This is a genomic window from Enterobacter quasihormaechei, from assembly GCF_004331385.1.
Taxonomy (GTDB): domain Bacteria; phylum Pseudomonadota; class Gammaproteobacteria; order Enterobacterales; family Enterobacteriaceae; genus Enterobacter; species Enterobacter quasihormaechei.
The window spans coordinates 201463-217816 of record NZ_SJON01000002.1 but is presented as its reverse complement, the minus strand read 5'-3'; the positions used below and the strand labels follow the sequence as shown (position 1 = coordinate 217816).

17 protein-coding genes are annotated in these 16354 nt (G+C 54.4%); 8 read left to right on the top strand and 9 right to left on the bottom strand.

Annotated elements, in window-relative coordinates:
• Positions 1-21: 21 nt before the first annotated feature.
• From E0L16_RS03625 to E0L16_RS03610, 4 genes are all read right to left on the bottom strand, one after another.
• Positions 22-894, bottom strand: a complete 873-nt coding sequence (locus E0L16_RS03625; protein ID WP_063869221.1) for a manganese catalase family protein — start codon at positions 892-894, stop codon at positions 22-24.
• Between the two features lie 17 nt (positions 895-911).
• Complete coding sequence (locus E0L16_RS03620; RefSeq protein ID WP_107533669.1) at positions 912-1418, bottom strand: ferritin-like domain-containing protein; 507 nt, start codon at positions 1416-1418, stop codon at positions 912-914.
• A gap of 63 nt (positions 1419-1481) precedes the next feature.
• Positions 1482-1979, bottom strand: a complete 498-nt coding sequence (locus E0L16_RS03615; protein ID WP_131636343.1) for a YciE/YciF ferroxidase family protein — start codon at positions 1977-1979, stop codon at positions 1482-1484.
• A gap of 90 nt (positions 1980-2069) precedes the next feature.
• Complete coding sequence (locus E0L16_RS03610) at positions 2070-2258, bottom strand: con-10 family general stress protein (RefSeq protein ID WP_022651794.1); 189 nt, start codon at positions 2256-2258, stop codon at positions 2070-2072.
• A 453-nt stretch (positions 2259-2711) separates the two neighbouring features.
• On the opposite strand from E0L16_RS03610, the gene yjdI reads away from it, so the two are divergent.
• Complete coding sequence (yjdI, locus tag E0L16_RS03605) at positions 2712-2942, top strand: 4Fe-4S mono-cluster protein YjdI (RefSeq protein WP_003862849.1); 231 nt, start codon at positions 2712-2714, stop codon at positions 2940-2942.
• 10 nt (positions 2943-2952) lie between these two features.
• Positions 2953-3225, top strand: a complete 273-nt coding sequence (locus E0L16_RS03600) for a GNAT family N-acetyltransferase (protein WP_063451963.1) — start codon at positions 2953-2955, stop codon at positions 3223-3225.
• Between the two features lie 597 nt (positions 3226-3822).
• Here the strand turns inward: E0L16_RS03600 and E0L16_RS03595 are convergent.
• Complete coding sequence (locus E0L16_RS03595; RefSeq protein WP_131636342.1) at positions 3823-5052, bottom strand: amino acid permease; 1230 nt, start codon at positions 5050-5052, stop codon at positions 3823-3825.
• Between the two features lie 116 nt (positions 5053-5168).
• Complete coding sequence (locus tag E0L16_RS03590) at positions 5169-5633, bottom strand: multidrug/biocide efflux PACE transporter (protein ID WP_063869225.1); 465 nt, start codon at positions 5631-5633, stop codon at positions 5169-5171.
• Between the two features lie 101 nt (positions 5634-5734).
• Here E0L16_RS03590 and E0L16_RS03585 point away from each other — a divergent pair, with 101 nt between their 5' ends.
• From E0L16_RS03585 to E0L16_RS03575, 3 genes are all read left to right on the top strand, one after another.
• Positions 5735-6601 carry a LysR family transcriptional regulator gene (locus E0L16_RS03585; RefSeq protein WP_063869227.1) on the top strand — a complete coding sequence of 289 codons (867 nt, stop codon included), beginning with the start codon at positions 5735-5737 and terminating at the stop codon, positions 6599-6601.
• Between the two features lie 92 nt (positions 6602-6693).
• On the top strand, positions 6694-7872 hold the full coding sequence (locus tag E0L16_RS03580; protein ID WP_063869230.1) for an acetyl-CoA C-acetyltransferase: 1179 nt from the start codon (positions 6694-6696) through the stop codon (positions 7870-7872).
• 318 nt (positions 7873-8190) lie between these two features.
• Positions 8191-8874, top strand: coding sequence for an oligogalacturonate-specific porin KdgM family protein (locus E0L16_RS03575; RefSeq protein ID WP_131636341.1), 684 nt, complete (start codon positions 8191-8193; stop codon positions 8872-8874).
• Between the two features lie 137 nt (positions 8875-9011).
• Here E0L16_RS03575 and E0L16_RS03570 read toward each other — a convergent pair whose 3' ends face one another.
• Positions 9012-10187: an oligogalacturonate lyase family protein gene (locus E0L16_RS03570; RefSeq protein ID WP_063451958.1), complete on the bottom strand. Its 1176-nt coding sequence runs from the start codon at positions 10185-10187 to the stop codon at positions 9012-9014.
• A 300-nt stretch (positions 10188-10487) separates the two neighbouring features.
• Between E0L16_RS03570 and kduI the strand changes: the two genes are divergently transcribed.
• From kduI to araE, 3 genes are all read left to right on the top strand, one after another.
• Positions 10488-11324 (top strand): 5-dehydro-4-deoxy-D-glucuronate isomerase, encoded by an 837-nt coding sequence (kduI, locus tag E0L16_RS03565; RefSeq protein ID WP_063869236.1) that lies wholly within the window; start codon positions 10488-10490, stop codon positions 11322-11324.
• Between the two features lie 63 nt (positions 11325-11387).
• Complete coding sequence (gene kduD, locus E0L16_RS03560) at positions 11388-12149, top strand: 2-dehydro-3-deoxy-D-gluconate 5-dehydrogenase KduD (protein WP_063451956.1); 762 nt, start codon at positions 11388-11390, stop codon at positions 12147-12149.
• Between the two features lie 312 nt (positions 12150-12461).
• Positions 12462-13877: an arabinose-proton symporter AraE gene (gene araE, locus E0L16_RS03555; protein ID WP_063869238.1), complete on the top strand. Its 1416-nt coding sequence runs from the start codon at positions 12462-12464 to the stop codon at positions 13875-13877.
• A 40-nt stretch (positions 13878-13917) separates the two neighbouring features.
• On the opposite strand, the gene E0L16_RS03550 is transcribed toward araE, so the two are convergent.
• Together E0L16_RS03550 and E0L16_RS03545 are read right to left on the bottom strand one after the other, a co-directional pair.
• Positions 13918-15204: an ABC transporter substrate-binding protein gene (locus E0L16_RS03550; protein ID WP_131636340.1), complete on the bottom strand. Its 1287-nt coding sequence runs from the start codon at positions 15202-15204 to the stop codon at positions 13918-13920.
• A 13-nt stretch (positions 15205-15217) separates the two neighbouring features.
• The gene (locus E0L16_RS03545; RefSeq protein WP_063451953.1) at positions 15218-16345 is read right to left on the bottom strand and encodes an ABC transporter ATP-binding protein; all 1128 of its coding nucleotides are present in this window, start codon (positions 16343-16345) and stop codon (positions 15218-15220) included.
• Positions 16346-16354 lie beyond the last annotated feature (9 nt).

Genomic DNA, 16354 nt, shown 5'->3' with positions numbered 1-16354 from the left:
CAGGCGGCCTGGCAAAACCGGTTACGGTTTTTTCTTACCCGCACCAAGCTCGGCGCCGGTAAGCGGATCGGCATCAGGATCGGATTTCGTGCGCGCGCACATCGCTTTGACCAGCGTGGCCTGCTCTGTTGTGAGCGTCACGCTTGCGCCACCGTCACCACCATCGACCGCTGGCTGAGGAGATTCCACGTAGTCGAAGTGCTTATCGCTGTTCCAGCTGCCGCGAACTTCTCCCCCCTCAGACATATTGTAGTACTTGTTGGTGTACTCTTCGATCGGCGGCAGTTTACCCGGTGGGAAATTGTTACGGATCGACTGGAGTGCCTTCTCAAACGAGAGCTGGTGCGCTGCCTCACGCGTCATTAGAAACGCCAGCGCATCTTTAACACCCGGATCGTCCGTTACGTTAATCAACCGCTCGTAGATAATCTTGGCGCGCGCCTCTGCCGCTATGTTAGAGCGCAGGTCGGCTGTGGGTTCGCCAATGGTATCTACATAGGCTGCCGTCCAGGGCACGCCCGCGGAGTTGGTCAGCGGCGTGCCGCCACCGTAGAGCAGGGAGGTGATATGACTGTCGTTGCCGTTCTCGGTCATGGACCGGTACAGCTCCGCTTCATTTTCAACGCCTTCCGCCAGCTCACCTTTCGCACCCTTATTCAGCATACCCACCAGGGTGCCGATAATTTCCAGGTGGCTTAACTCCTCGGTCGCGATATCCATCAGCATATCTTTACGACCAGGATCGTCGTCGCTCAGTCCCTGCGTAAAGTAACGACATGCCGCGGCAAGTTCGCCCTGTGGCCCGCCAAACTGCTCAAGCAGCAGGTTGGCCAGGCCCGGATTCGGTTCGGCTACGCGGACCGTGTATTGCAGCTGTTTTACGTGTCGAAACATAGGTTCTCCCTCTTCCGTTATTTTTTCGCTTCAACGCCGTCCGCGTCGGAACGCAGCAGGAACTGTTCCGTCGTCTGAGGGATATGTTGAATCAGCCAGTCCGCCATCTGGCGCTCTTCTTCCAGAATGGACTCAATGGCAGGAATGGAGGCGGTATCGCCCGCTTTCCTGGCCGCAGCCAGCAGGGAGGTGTAGCAGGCAATTTCAAACTGCTCAAAAACGTAGCCGCTGATAGAGCCTTTAACAATTTCATCGGAAGGGAACATGCCGCCAATGGACTGGCCGAGTGCCGCCATTTTGCTCATAGAGTCTTTGATGACCGAACGGGAAATATCGTTGCGGTCGAGAATTTCTTCCAGCACGGTAATTTGATGTTTAGTCTCATTAACGTGTTGTTCAATTCGTGCACGTAAGTCGGGATAATTATCGATACGGCTGGCCATTGATTCCAGCATTGATTCGGCTTGCTTTTCCATCGCATGGGCATCGCGTAGCCAATCATGGTAGTGTTCTACATGATTCATAATTAACTCCTGGTAGTTTATATTCTGGTTAATTTTTGGTGCTGATGCTCATCAAATTAGTATTTATCCTTTCTGGGCTTTTTGATTAATATTGCCGACAGCCAGATCGGTTAATTTGAGATCGGTTTCTTTTTCTTCTTCCAGCGTTTCGGCAAGAAGTTTAACGGCTTTTTTATAGCCTAATTGTTCTGCCAGGGTGGCCAGGGTGCCGTAGCTGGCAATTTCGTAGTGCTCGACTTTCTGCGCAGCGGCAATTAAGGCGGCATCACGAACTTCATTTTTCTCTGTGCTCTCAATCACTTCGTTGGCTTCTTCAATTAAGCCTTCCATCGCAACGCATTTCATGCGCTTCAGCTTGAGGCCAGATTCCTGCTCAATAATCTGATCGATACGTTCGATCTGTGCCTGCGTTTCTTCGAGGTGAGCCGTGAACGCGGCGCTCAGCTTCTCGCTGGATGCGGCGCGGGCTAATTTGCTTAGCGCGCGGGTCAGCTGCTTCTCAGCGCTGTAGGTGTCGGATAACAGGTGTATAAATACATCTTCAACACTTTTCATATTCATATATTCGCTCCAGTGAAATAAAGGGAAGGTACTGCGAGCCGACGGGCCCGCAGCATGCTCTCGGTATATTTATAAGAGCTTTAAATAAGATCAGGAGTTATCAGATTTACGGCCTCCGCCGTGACTGTTCTGTCCCCCTTTCTTACCCGCTTCAGATGCGCGTTGCGGATCGTTTTTGAAATTACCGCCGCTGTGCTGGCCGCCTTTACGTCCAGCTTCTGATGCTTTCTCACGGTCTTCAGCGAAATTACCGGAACCACCACGATGTTGCTCTGCCATATATCAACCCTCATGTTGCGTTTATGTCAGGAGATACGATAAGTAATTCGTATCAGTTGTCGTTCAGGAATTAACATTAGTCGTTATGTGAGAAGAGTCAAATTTCCTGTCTGGGTTGTTTTGCGCTATTTCCAGAGGGGCGAGGAAAATACCGCTTCGTTATGGCTTTTGAAAATCGGAAGTAAATCCATTGCTTAGAGGGTAATAACTTGGCTCGTTAGGATTCCGCTTAGCTAATAATCTTAATGTGAACGCGGCGAGAATTATTACAAGAATTGACGTAGCGCAAAAATATATCTTGCTGACCAGCGTCTTTTTATTCGGAATAGTCTTAAGTGAGGAGCGAAATAACGAGCCGAAAACAACGTGTCCGATCGTCGTTTTTGACGTGGTCAGCCGGAACGGGTGAGGGTATGCTGCATTTGTCACCACAATAATTACAGAGGCAATGTCATGGATCAGGAGCTACTGGATGCGGGATACCGGGCCTACACCGGTGAGAAAATCGATGTCTACTTCAACACCGGGATCTGCAAACACTCGGGCAACTGCGTGCGCGGCAGCGCGGCGCTGTTCGACCTGAAGCGTAAACCGTGGATCGCACCGGATGAAGTGGATGCAGAAACTGTCGTACGCGTAATTGATACCTGCCCGAGCGGTGCGCTGAAGTACCGCCAAAAATAAGCGAGGAACCATGGATATTCTTGAAGGCCATAACAAGTTTTACGTCAACGACGCCGAAGGCAATCAGGTGGCGGAGATCGTCTTTGTCCCGACCGGCGAGCATTTGAGTATTATCGAGCACACCGATGTGGATCCGAGCCTGAAAGGGCAGGGTGTGGGTAAGCAGCTGGTGGCAAAAGTGGTGGAGAAGATGCGCGGCGAGAGCCGTAAAATTATCCCGCTGTGCCCGTTTGCGAAGCATGAATTTGATAACACGCGGGAGTATGACGATATTCGGGCGTGATTTTCTGGCTAAGATGCTCTTTGGTATAGCAGTAGAATTGTTCCGTTCACTACAGCATCTTTGCTATCTGAAACGCCCGCTGCGGTGAACGTGTTAAGGGGGCTACCGCTGCCCCCTTAACAATCCCGGCTCCCGGCAGGAAAATCGCCGCTTCGCGGTGCCCTCATCTTATTCCTTACGGCTTATCGGGGACGGGCGGAGGTAACGTCCATGTAAAGCCGCCCTCGACGCGCATCCATGCGCGTCGCCCCGGCCTCCAGGAAACGATTCGGCGATTTTCAGCCGGACAAATGCCTCCTCCAGCTTCTTCACTGCCTGAATGGGGCACGGGTGTTGAGTCCCCGCTAAAATCGGCGAGCCGGAGACAGGATGACAAGGGCTGGGCGCCATGGATGGCGACCAGAGGCGAATCGAGACAGGATGTCGAGTTGAGCCGACCGCAGGCAGACTGTCGTGAGGTGAGCGCAGTGCGAAGCACCGATTTTCCGCGGGGCCGCGGGGATTGATAAGGGGGCCGCGGTGGCCCCCTTATCCCGTTCACAGGTTGAGGGGTTAAAATTAACAACTAACCGTAAGGTGAACGGAAAAACTACGCACTCAACCGACAAACATCACCGACACGCACAGCACGCCAACAATCAGCGTCAGCAGGTTGCCGAAGGAGCGGTACGGTTTTAGCGACGGGATCAGGTACGTCGACAGCGTCGGCATGATGAACAAGATCATGGCGATAAGCGGACCGCTGATGGCGTAAATCATCGAGATCGCGTTCGGATTGATGCAGCAGACCGCAAAGGTAATCAACGACACGCCAAGAATGGAAATAGCGCGGTTAAAGGCGCGGCTTTTCTTAACCCCCACCTGATTCAGCGACGACCTCACAATCTCCGTTGCCCCTTCAATCACGCCAAAATAGGTGCCGAGGAACGATTTCGACATCGCAATAATCGCCACGATAATGCCGGAAATGCCCAGCCATGCCGGGGAAGAAGGCATCATCGACAGCGCGGACAGGATTGTCACCCCTTCCTCTTTTGCCGCCACGATATAGGACGGTGGAATCGAAAGCAGGCAGCTGAAGACAAAGAACAGCACGCTAAGGCAGATGATCAGGTACGCCACTTTCATGATTTTTTTGCATTTACCCATGGCCTCTTCACCGTATTTCTCGCGACGGTCTACGGCAAACGTCGAGATAATCGGGGTATGGCTAAAGGCGAAAACCATCACCGGTATGGAAATCCACACCTGATGCAGCGTGTGCCGATCGACGGCCATCTGGCTGGTCAGCAGCGACGGCTGCCAGCTGCCCGTCAGGTACAGCGAGACAAACAGGAAATAGGCAATCAGCGGGAAGACCAGGAATCCCATCACCTTAATGGTAATGTGCCGCCCCATCAGGAAGATGAGGTTCAGGATCAGCACCACGCCAAAGCTCACCAGCATCCGCACGCCGGTATCCACCGTCATCCGTTTCGCCAGCTGCTCAGTGAGCGAGTTGGTTATCGCCACCGCGTAAATCAGCACCACCACAAAGAAGGCCACAAAATAGAGCGTGGTGATCAGGTTGCCGATCTTTTTACCGTAGTAGTGGGTCACGGCACCGGTGATCCCTTCGCTGCCTTTCGTTTTCGATGACAGGATGAACTGCGCCAGCGCCTTGTGCGGCCAGTAGGTTAAGGGATACGCCACAAGGGCGGTGATCAGCAGGACAATCGCGCCAGCAGAGCCGAGCTGAATGGGCAAGAACAGGGTTCCTGCGCCCACGGCAGTGCCGTAGAGGGCGAAACTCCAGAGAGTCTCTTCTTTTGACCAAATTTTCGACATTAGAGCAACGTATCAACTATAAAACGAACAAAAAGGAGTGCAATTTACCATAATTATGCGTTGAGGTCGCCGTTGCTTCGCAGGTGAAGGGCCGGAGAACGCCTCCGGCCCGAGGATCATTCGCTTGCCAGCGCGCGTCGCTGCTGGCGGCGCTTGATGATTTTCTCCCGCAGAGTGTCGTACGCCCAGTTGTAGAGCATGGTGTACGGCAGGAAGAACAGGAAGAAACCTATTTCCAGCGTGAATGCCTGAAGCAGCGTCACTCCCAGCACGGCGGCAACGATGGTTACGCCAATCACGATAAAGCCGCATTCAAAACCCAGCGCATGCAGGGCGCGCACTTTCGCCGTGCGCTTCACCCGCTGTACGGGCCAGAAACGGTCGAAGCCAAAGTTGTAGATAATGTTCCAGAGCATTGCCGTGGTCGCCAGAATAATGGTGAGCCCACCCATTTCCAGCACCGAGCGCTGCATGAGCCACGCGGCCGTCGGGGCGAGGATCGCCGTAGCAATGCCTTCAAAACAGACGGCGTGGAAGATCCGCTCCGGCAATTTACGTTGGAGTGCATCCTGATGTTGCATAGTTACCTCATGAATTCGCCAGCAGGGGCGTGAATGGCGCCTATTGTTATCGCTTAAGGTGATATATAAAAGATGGTATCCATCGATAAAGTAGATACATCATGCGTTATTCTCCCGAAGCCCTGACCGCGTTTGTTGAAACCGTCGCCGCTGGTTCGTTTTCCGCTGCGGCCCGACGGCTGCGCAAAAGCCAGTCCACCATCAGCACCTCCATCGCCAACCTTGAAGCTGACCTGGGGTTTGAGCTGTTCGACCGTTCGGCGCGTCACCCGGTGTTAACCGCCCAGGGTGAACAGGTGCTGGGCTATGTCCAGTCGATCCTCGCCGCCAGCGCGCGCCTCGACGAGCTGGCCGTATCCTTAACGGCGCAAACGGAGGCGCGTTTTACCTTTGTTCTCTCCGATACGCTCAACCCGGCCGTGCTGGAAGAGATGATGAGCCAGTTCGACCGGCGTTTTCCGCATACGGAATTCGAGTGTCTGATTGGGGAAGAGGAAGACGTGATTGACCTGCTGCAAAAGGAGAGGGCGCAAATTGGCCTCACGGAAGCGCGCGACAGCTACCCGACCGATATTGGCGCGACCCGTCTGCCCGTGCAAACGCGGATGGCTATCTACGTCTCTGCCGGACATCCGCTGGCAGCGCAGCATGAGACGCAGGCGGACGAGCTGCACGGCTGGCGCGAGCTGCGGCTGAGTACCTATCTCGAACGGGAAGCCACCCTTGCGCGCGGGCCGGTCTGGTCCGCGCCGAATTACCTGTTACTGTTGAGCATGGCGGTACAGGGCTTTGGCTGGTGCGCATTGCCCTGCGCGCTGGTGGATGAATTTGCCGCATCGAAATCGCTGGTTCAGCTGAACGTGCCGGGCTGGCCGAGGTCGATTGCTATCGATCTGTTATGGAACAAACGAACACCGCCCGGCGTCGCCGGAAGCTGGCTGCGCCAGTACTTGCAGGACGCACGCTAATCCTGTGACTAAACTCACTAATTTTAAACATTTGCGTCAATTGTTGATAACAATCCTCTACTATCGTCATGTCATTTTGCACAGAGGTCGTGATGAAAGATGTCGTTATAGTGGGTGCGTTACGTACGGCTATCGGCTGTTTTCAGGGAGCGCTTGCGCGTCACTCTGCGGTTGATCTTGGCAGCGTGGTGGTAAAAGCGCTGGTAGAACGCAGCGGGATTGCCGCACATGAAATTGATGAGGTGATCCTGGGCCAGGTGCTGACCGCGGGCGCGGGACAAAACCCTGCGCGTCAGGCGGCGCTGAAGGGCGGCCTGCCTAACACCGTTTCGGCGATCACCATCAACGACGTCTGTGGATCAGGTCTGAAGGCGCTCCATCTTGCGACACAGGCCATCCAGTGCGGTGAAGCGGATGTGGTCATTGCCGGCGGGCAGGAGAACATGAGCCGCGCTCCGCACGTGCTGACCGACAGCCGGACCGGCGCGCAGCTCGGAAACAGCCAGCTGCTCGACAGCCTGGTTCACGACGGGCTGTGGGACGCCTTTAACGATTACCATATGGGCGTGACGGCGGAGAACCTGGCGCGGGAATACGGGATCAGCCGCGAGCTTCAGGATGCGTATGCCCTCAGCTCGCAGCAAAAAGCGCGCGCGGCGATCGATTCCGGGCGCTTTCGCGATGAAATTGTACCGGTCAGCACCCTGCGCCAGAACGGCGAAGCGCTCATCGTGGATACCGACGAGCAGCCGCGCACCGATGCCAGCGCGGAAGGGCTGGCAAAACTCGATCCCGCCTTCGAAACGCTGGGTTCTGTGACGGCAGGCAACGCCTCTTCCATCAACGACGGTGCGGCGGCGGTGATGATGATGAGTGAAAGCAAAGCCCAGGAGCTGGATCTGCCGGTGCTGGCGCGCATCAAGGCGTTTGCCAGCGTGGGCGTTGATCCGGCGTTAATGGGGATTGCGCCGGTCTATGCCACGCGCCGCTGTCTGGAGCGGGCGGGCTGGCAGCTGAGCGACGTGGATCTGATTGAAGTCAACGAAGCCTTTGCTGCACAGGCAATCTCGGTCGGGAAAATGCTGGAATGGGATCCGCTGCGGGTCAACGTTAACGGCGGGGCGATCGCGCTGGGTCATCCCATTGGCGCTTCTGGCTGCCGTATTCTGGTGTCTTTAGTCCACGAAATGAAAAAGCGTAACGCCCGAAAAGGAATTGCAACGCTCTGCATTGGCGGAGGGCAAGGGGTGGCGCTGGCTATTGAACGGTAATTTCCCTCTCTGCACACAACAAGCCTCCCTACGGGAGGTTTTTTTTATCCCGCTGAATCTTTTTTTAACACATTTGCGTTCTTTCTTAAGCTCGCAATATTCATTGCGCGGTTAATTATTCGCATTGCGAAGTGCTTAGTGTGATCTCACTCCTGGAATTTACGCGTAATACGCTTTTTTTGTTGATGGGGTTCACGTCGATCTTTGCCAAAAAAAATGAAACAAATAATTTCGATCTTTGTCACTAAAATAACGGTGCATAAAAAATAAACTCAAGTTTCATAAAAAAGAAACAATATTTTAAATGAGGGTTTATTCATGTTTAGAAAATCTCTGGTCCTTGCCTCTCTTATTACCAGCACGTTTTCGGCCCACGCTGTGACCGTCGATCTGCGTCACGAATATATCGACAGCGGCTCGAATGCCGACCGTGTTGCCGTCTCGCATCGCTTTGATAATGGCTTCGGTTTTTCCGTTGAAGCGAAGTGGAAATCCGGCGGTGACAAGGCGGATCAGCCTTTTGCCGACGTGGTGGGGAACGGTCATGAAGATCAGATTAGCTGGCGCTGGAAAGCGACGGACAATATCGCCCTGACCCCTGCGTTTACGATTGAAAGTACAGACAGCCGCACCATTTATAAACCGAATCTGCATGTGCAATATAGCTTCGATAATGGCTTCTACGTCGCCGCGCGTTACCGTTACGAATATACCCGCTACCCGTCAAGCTCAAATAAGGACGATGATAAAGTTAACCGTGGTGATGCGTGGGTCGGTTGGGTATTAGGTGACTGGCGTACCGAGCTGAATTATGTTTACGCGAAAAGCGCTGAAGGGATGGCCCGAAATAACAATAAAGATTATTCCAACGAATATAACGCCAAGCTGGCCTATAAATGGGATAAAAACTGGGCGCCGTATGTTGAGGTGGGTAACGTGGGGGTTAAAGAGACCGACGAACGACAGACCCGCTTCCGTGCAGGCGTGGCGTATTCCTTCTGATAATCCACCCTCTTCGCTAAAAACCGCCGGGTGGCGCTTACGCTTACCCGGCCTACAACTCTGATAATCCACCTTCTTCGCAAAAAAAAGCCCTCCGAATCGGAGGGCAAGGCCAGTTACAGAAACACTTACTCAAGTCAGGCATGCAACATTTCAGGTTGCTCGGGGAGTTTCGCGATATAGAGGGCCGGTTTGCCGTCTTTATCGGAACTGTACAGCACCGCTTTTTCGTCCGGCGTAAAGGACGGATGCGGGTGGGTTACCTGGCGGCTGTTCGCCACCGTAGCCCAGGAGGTGTCGTGACGGGCGATGCGGAAAAACGCTTTCTTCGCCACGTCAAAGGCATACAGATAAGGATCGTTATCAATGGTGTAGCCGCCGGTGTCTTTCACATCGACAGGCGTGCCGGAACCGTCGCCGACGAGCAGGGTGCCGTCAAAATTGCTCATCAGGTGCGAGCAGGCGGGCATGTTCATTACCGCTTCATTAATGCCGGTGTCCGGGTTGAAGCGGGAGATGGTGCGGCCCTGCTGGCCCTTCAGATAAGAGACGTAGATCAGCGCGGAGCCGTCCGGCACCCAAAATTCATGCGTACAGCTTTCACCTTCCGCGTGCGTTTTCACTTTCCGCACGTTGCTGCCGTCCTCGTTGACCAGCCACATGCGGGCATCAACCAGGTCGTGCGGCCCTTCATGACAGAAGGCCACGGTATTGTCATCGAACGGACGATAAATGGGATGCCCCAGCCAAATCTTCTCGTCATGAATGGTGGTGCTTTCACCCGTTTTAAGATCAACGCGCAGCAGGCGGCAGTGCGGCCCTTTGTGGAAAAAATCGTGAAAAATTTTCCAGTCGTTGAGCGGGGTCCAGTCTCGTTTTGCAATTTCAATGCCCACCAGCCTGGTGCAGTCGCTGTTCGCAACCCAGGTACCGTAGCCGACCCACTCTTCCGGGACGCGGTACACTTCACGCTCCGCCAGCGTCTGTAAATCCACCTCCAGCAGGGTGCGATCGTTCTTCACATAGTAGAAGGATTTATCGTCCGGGGAGAGGAAGCCGCCAAAGGTGTTATCCCCCGCACCTTCAGTTAACTGCACCGCTTCGGCGTTTTTCAGGTCCAGCAGGTAATAGTTCCAGTGACCGTCGAACTCCCCGGCGAACAGCAGATGGCTGCCATCGTTAAAGAAGCACTTCTGGTAAAAGTAGTTGCGATGACAGGTTACTTCCGGTGGGGTCAGGCGGGTGACTTCCACGCCTGTATCCGGATCGCGGCTGACCTCGTAGTTCAGCTTGACCCGCATACCTTTAGCCATAATGCACTCCTTTGAACGCGTATTGTGGGTTGAAAACTGGGTGTTAAATTATCAAAACAATGTTTCATTATGTGTGACTGACAGCGCAATTTATCAGTTTCATGGATAAGAAGACCGTCCTGATAGATTTATCGTGATCGAAACACCATTTCCGGCATAAACATGCAGAAAAAATGAAACGATGTTTTAAATGCAATTGAAAATCACTGTGGCAGGGGATAATATGTGCTCATCACGAAAACGGAACGTTGTTTCGTTAATTATCTTTGCCTTCGGGCACGATCCATTCTGGAGGTTGATGTGGAAGTCAGACAAAGCATCCACAGCGCGCACGCAAAAACGCTGGATACCCAGGGGCTGCGCGGTGAGTTTTTAGTTGAGCAGGTGTTCGAAGCCGATAAGTACACCATGGTCTACAGCCATATTGACCGCATTATTGTGGGCGGGATTATGCCGGTGGCGAACACCGTCTCCGTGGGCGGTGAAGTGGGTAAACAGCTGGGCGTGAGCTACTTCCTTGAACGCCGCGAGCTGGGCGTGATTAACATCGGCGGGGCGGGCACCATTACCGTCGATGGCCAGTGCTACGAGATCGGCCACCGCGACGCGCTGTACGTCGGTAAAGGCGCAAAAGAAGTGGTCTTTGCCAGCGTCGACGCCAGCAAACCGGCGAAGTTCTACTACAACTGCGCCCCGGCACACACCCACTACCCAACCAAAAAAGTGACGCCTGCGGACGTTTCCCCGGTGACCCTTGGCGATAACCTCACCAGCAACCGTCGCACCATCAACAAATACTTCGTTCCGGACGTGCTGGAAACCTGCCAGTTGAGCATGGGGCTGACCGAGCTTGCGCCGGGCAACCTCTGGAACACCATGCCGTGCCATACCCACGAGCGCCGCATGGAAGTCTACTTCTATTTCAACATGGATGAAGATGCCTGCGTGTTCCACATGATGGGACAGCCGCAGGAGACGCGCCATATCGTTATGCATAACGAGCAGGCGGTTATTTCGCCGAGCTGGTCTATCCACTCTGGCGTGGGGACGAAAGCCTATACCTTCATCTGGGGTATGGTCGGTGAAAACCAGGTCTTCGATGATATGGACCACGTCGCTGTTAAGGATCTGCGCTAGCCGCAGGCAGTTAAGCATAAATCTGCCTGTTGGTGACAGGCGCTGAACGATTAAGGAACAAACATGATTCTGGATGCATTTTCTCTGCAAGGTAAAGTGGCTGTCGTCTCCGGTTGTGATACCGGGCTTGGGCAGGGTATGGCGTTAGGCCTGGCGGAAGCGGGCTGTGATATCGTCGGGATTAACATCGTTGAGCCAACGGAAACCATCGAGCGCGTCACCGCGCTGGGCCGTCGTTTCCTGAGCCTGACCGCTGACCTGCGCAAAATCGACGGGATCCCTGAGCTGCTGGATCGCGCGGTGGCGGAGTTTGGTCATATCGATATTCTGGTTAACAACGCGGGCCTGATCCGTCGTGAAGACGCGATTAACTTCAGCGAAACGGACTGGGACGACGTCATGAACCTGAACATCAAGAGCGTGTTCTTTATGTCCCAGGCGGCGGCGAAGCACTTTATCGCGCAGGGTAAAGGCGGCAAAATCATCAATATCGCGTCTATGCTCTCCTTCCAGGGCGGCATCCGCGTGCCGTCTTACACCGCATCGAAGAGCGCGGTGATGGGCGTGACCCGTCTGCTGGCAAACGAGTGGGCGCAGCACAACATCAACGTCAACGCGATTGCGCCGGGCTACATGGCCACCAACAATACCCAGCAGCTGCGTGCGGATGAAGAGCGCAGCGCGGCAATCCTGGAGCGTATTCCAGCGGGTCGCTGGGGTCTGCCAAGCGATCTGATGGGGCCGGTTGTGTTCCTGGCGTCCCCGGCATCGGATTACATTAACGGCTACACCGTTGCCGTCGACGGCGGCTGGCTGGCACGTTAATTCATCCTGAATAAAGAACCTCTGCCCTCGGGCGGAGGTTTTTTTTACGCCAAAATTGCCTTTATCCATATCCTTAAAGATGAAAAATCCATACTGAAAAGGAATGGATGACGGGTATCACACATTTATTGCTTAGATATTAACTAATTAATAAAAAATAAGGATAAATCGCCCTGATTTGAAATTGTAATGTCCATCACAGATCGGTATGTCGTAGCGAAAAAATCCATATCTTCACCAGTTCCGACCTGACACTTTCTTCCGGTATCTCGTAATTTCACTTAACGAATTTCGCTGTTGAGGCAGGAAACTATGACATCTATAAATGACTCTACCCTTATGCCCGCTGCGTTGCGCGATACCCGACGCATGAACCAGTTTGTTTCTGTTGCGGCTGCCGTCGCCGGTTTATTGTTTGGCCTGGATATTGGCGTTATCGCCGGCGCGCTGCCCTTTATTACCGATCACTTTACGTTAAGTAATCGCCTGCAAGAGTGGGTGGTGAGCAGCATGATGCTGGGCGCGGCCATCGGCGCGCTCTTTAACGGCTGGCTGTCGTTCCGTCTCGGGCGTAAATACAGCCTGATGGTTGGGGCGATCCTGTTCGTTGCCGGCTCCATTGGCTCGGCGTTTGCCACCAACGTTGAAGTGCTGCTGCTGTCCCGCGTGCTGCTGGGCGTCGCGGTGGGTATTGCCTCCTACACCGCGCCGCTTTATCTCTCGGAAATGGCGAGCGAAAACGTGCGCGGGAAGATGATCAGCATGTACCAGCTGATGGTGACGCTCGGTATCGTGCTGGCGTTTCTGTCGGATACGTACTTCAGCTACAGCGGTAACTGGCGGGCAATGCTTGGCGTGCTGGCGCTGCCCGCGTTGCTGCTGATTGTGTTAGTCATTTTCCTGCCGAACAGCCCGCGCTGGCTGGCGCAAAAAGGACGCCACGTGGAGGCGGAAGAGGTGCTGCGCATGCTGCGCGACACGTCTGAAAAAGCCCGTGAAGAGCTAAACGAAATCCGCGAAAGCCTGAAGCTGAAGCAGGGCGGCTGGTCCCTCTTTAAGGCTAACCGCAACGTGCGCCGCGCGGTGTTCCTCGGCATGCTGTTGCAGGCGATGCAGCAGTTTACGGGGATGAACATCATCATGTATTACGCCCCGCGCATCTTCAAAATGGCCGGTTTTACCACGACCGAACAGCAGATGATCGCCACGCTGGTGGTAGGGCTGACCTTTATGTTCGCGACCTTTATCGCGGTGTTCACCGTCGATAAAGCCGGACGCAAACCGGCGCTGAAAATTGGCTTTAGCGTGATGGCGCTCGGCACCCTGATCCTCGGCTACTGCCTGATGCAGTTTGATAACGGCACGGCGTCAAGCGGCCTCTCCTGGCTCTCCGTGGGCATGACTATGATGTGCATCGCGGGTTACGCAATGAGCGCCGCGCCGGTGGTGTGGATCCTGTGCTCTGAAATTCAGCCGCTGAAATGCCGCGACTTTGGGATCACCTGTTCCACCACCACTAACTGGGTGTCGAACATGATCATTGGCGCGACCTTCCTGACGCTGCTGGATGCGATTGGCGCGGCAGGTACCTTCTGGCTTTATACGGTACTGAACGTGGCGTTTATCGGTGTGACCTTCTGGCTGATCCCGGAAACCAAAGGCGTGACCCTGGAACATATTGAACGCAAGCTGATGAAAGGGGAGAAATTACGTAATATCGGCGTGTAATGTAATTGCCGGGTGGCGCTTCGCTTACCCGGCTTTGTGTTTACCGCATCGCACGTCTCAAAATACGCTCTGCCTGACGCTGGAAGTCGGCGGCCGTCTCTTCCACGGTTTTCTGACCGTAGTCAATATACTGCAAAGAGGTACCGAACTGCGCCACAATCTGCGGATCGTCAAAGTATGGCGAGACGGTCAGTTTCGCCGGCAGCGACTGCGCCAGACGCAGGCCCGCCACGGAAGGATCGTCCTCTTTTATGGTGCCGTCTTCGGTCAGATACTGTACCGCTACTTTGCTCAGCGGCACGCCGCGCTCCAGGCCCAGCGTATCGACCCCCTCTTTGCTGTTGAGCAGGAAGTTAATCAGCTTCGCCGCTGCTTCCGGGTTTTTGGTCGATTTACCGATCGACAGCATCTGGGCTGGCTTGAAGAACAGGCCCGCGTCGGTGGCGCCCGGCAGCATCGGATAGCTGCCCAGCTCCAGTTTTGCAGGCGGCTTCAGGTTGTCGGAATATTTGTTAATAGTGGAGTTCCACATGTAGGTGCCGCCCCATTCACCCTGGATCCACGGCTTCATCTCATACATGTTGCTCTTACCGAACGAGGCATAGTATTTGGTGTCCGGCATGACGTGGCTGTCGATCAGCTTTTTGTAGGTCTGGAAGAACTCCACCCACTGTTCTTTCGTGTAGCTGAACTTTTTGGTTTTCTCATCCACCGCAGGAACGTTGTACTTCTGGATCATGTACGAGTTCAGCAGCGCCAGCGTATCCTGGTGCTCCAGGATGACCGGATAATACTGCTTGCCGAGCTTGCTCTCGAAGGTTTTACCGGCCGCCATCAGCTCGTCCCAGGTTTTCGGGTAGGCAATACCCGCTTTTTTCCAGGTCTCGTCATTGAAGTAGAATACGCGCGCCGTCACCGAAATCGGAATGCCGTTCAGCTTGCCGTCCACGGTGGTGGTTTGCAGCTCTTTAGGATCGAACTGGGTTAAGTCGATCACGCCCTTCATCTTGTTCAGATCGTAGAAGCCGTCACCGGTTTTGGAGAAGATCGGCAGCCAGTTCCAGTTCGTCTGCATTACGTCCGGCTCGGTGCCGCCCGCAATCTGGGTGGTCAGACGGGAGAGGTGACCGTCCCAGCCGGTGTATTCCGCCTTCACGTTGATGTCCGGGTTCTGTTTATGGAACTCTTCCAGCGCTTTCAGGGTAACCTGGTGACGGCCATTGCCGCCCCACCAGGACATCCGTAAATCCACATTCTGCGCCATCGATGGCAAAGCGGTCAGGCCCAGGGTCGCGGAGATTGCTGCGCTTAAAAGCACTTTTTTCATTTTTATCACTCCATCAGAGAGAGAGGTTCTGTTCGGTTTTTGCGTCAAAAATATGACATTTGTTCATATCAAACGTGAAATACACCTTACGATGAAGCCCCTTATCAATCATTGGCTTGGCTTCATCGGACGGGATCCTGGCGGTCAGTTCGTAGTCCGCGACTTTCAGGTACACAAAGAATTCGTGGCCCATATTCTCAACGCGCACCATCTCCCCGCTACAGCCGCCGTTCGGGAATGGCGCGTCTGAAAGCGAGACAAACTCCGGGCGCACGCCGTAAAAAATCTCCTGACCTGCATAAGCGGCGACTTTCTCCTGCTTCTCCGCGTTCAGCGGCATGGTTTCATTGCCGATGGCGATGTGCAGTTGGCCCGCTTTTTCGATCAGCACGCTCCTGCGAATATTCATCTCCGGCGCGCCGATAAAGCCCGCCACGAACATGTTCTTCGGCTTGTGGTAGAGGTTGTCCGGCGTATCCACCTGCATGATGTGACCGAGCTTCATCACGCAGATGCGGTCGCCCATGGTCATCGCTTCGGTCTGGTCGTGGGTCACATAAACGGTGGTGGCCGGTTTTCCGGACTTCTTCAGCTGCTTGTGCAGGTCGGAAATACGAATGCGCATTGAGGCGCGCAGCTTGGCGTCGAGGTTTGAAAGCGGCTCATCGAACAGGAACACGTCCGGCTTTTTCACAATCGCACGGCCTACCGCTACGCGCTGCGCCTGGCCGCCGGAAAGCTGGCGCGGTAGGCGGTCGAGCAGCTCTTCCAGCTCAAGAATTTTGGCGGCTTCATTCACCTGAGACTCAATCTGATCTTTCGGCAGCTTGCTCAGCTTGAGGCCAAAGGCCAGATTCTCGCGCACCGTCATGTGCGGATAGAGGGCGTAGTTCTGGAACACCATTGCAATACCGCGCTCCTTCGGCGCGAGGTTGTTCACGATCCGGTCGCCGATGCGCACCTCGCCGCCGCTGATGGTTTCCAGCCCCGCCAGCATGCGCAGGGTAGTGGATTTGGCGCAGCCGGATGGCCCGACGATCACCATGAATTCCCCTTCGGCGATTTTCAGATCGATAGCGTGTACCGCTTTAAAACCGTTGGAGTAGACCTTTTCCAGCTTATTAAAAATGACTTCAGCCATGGTATTTCC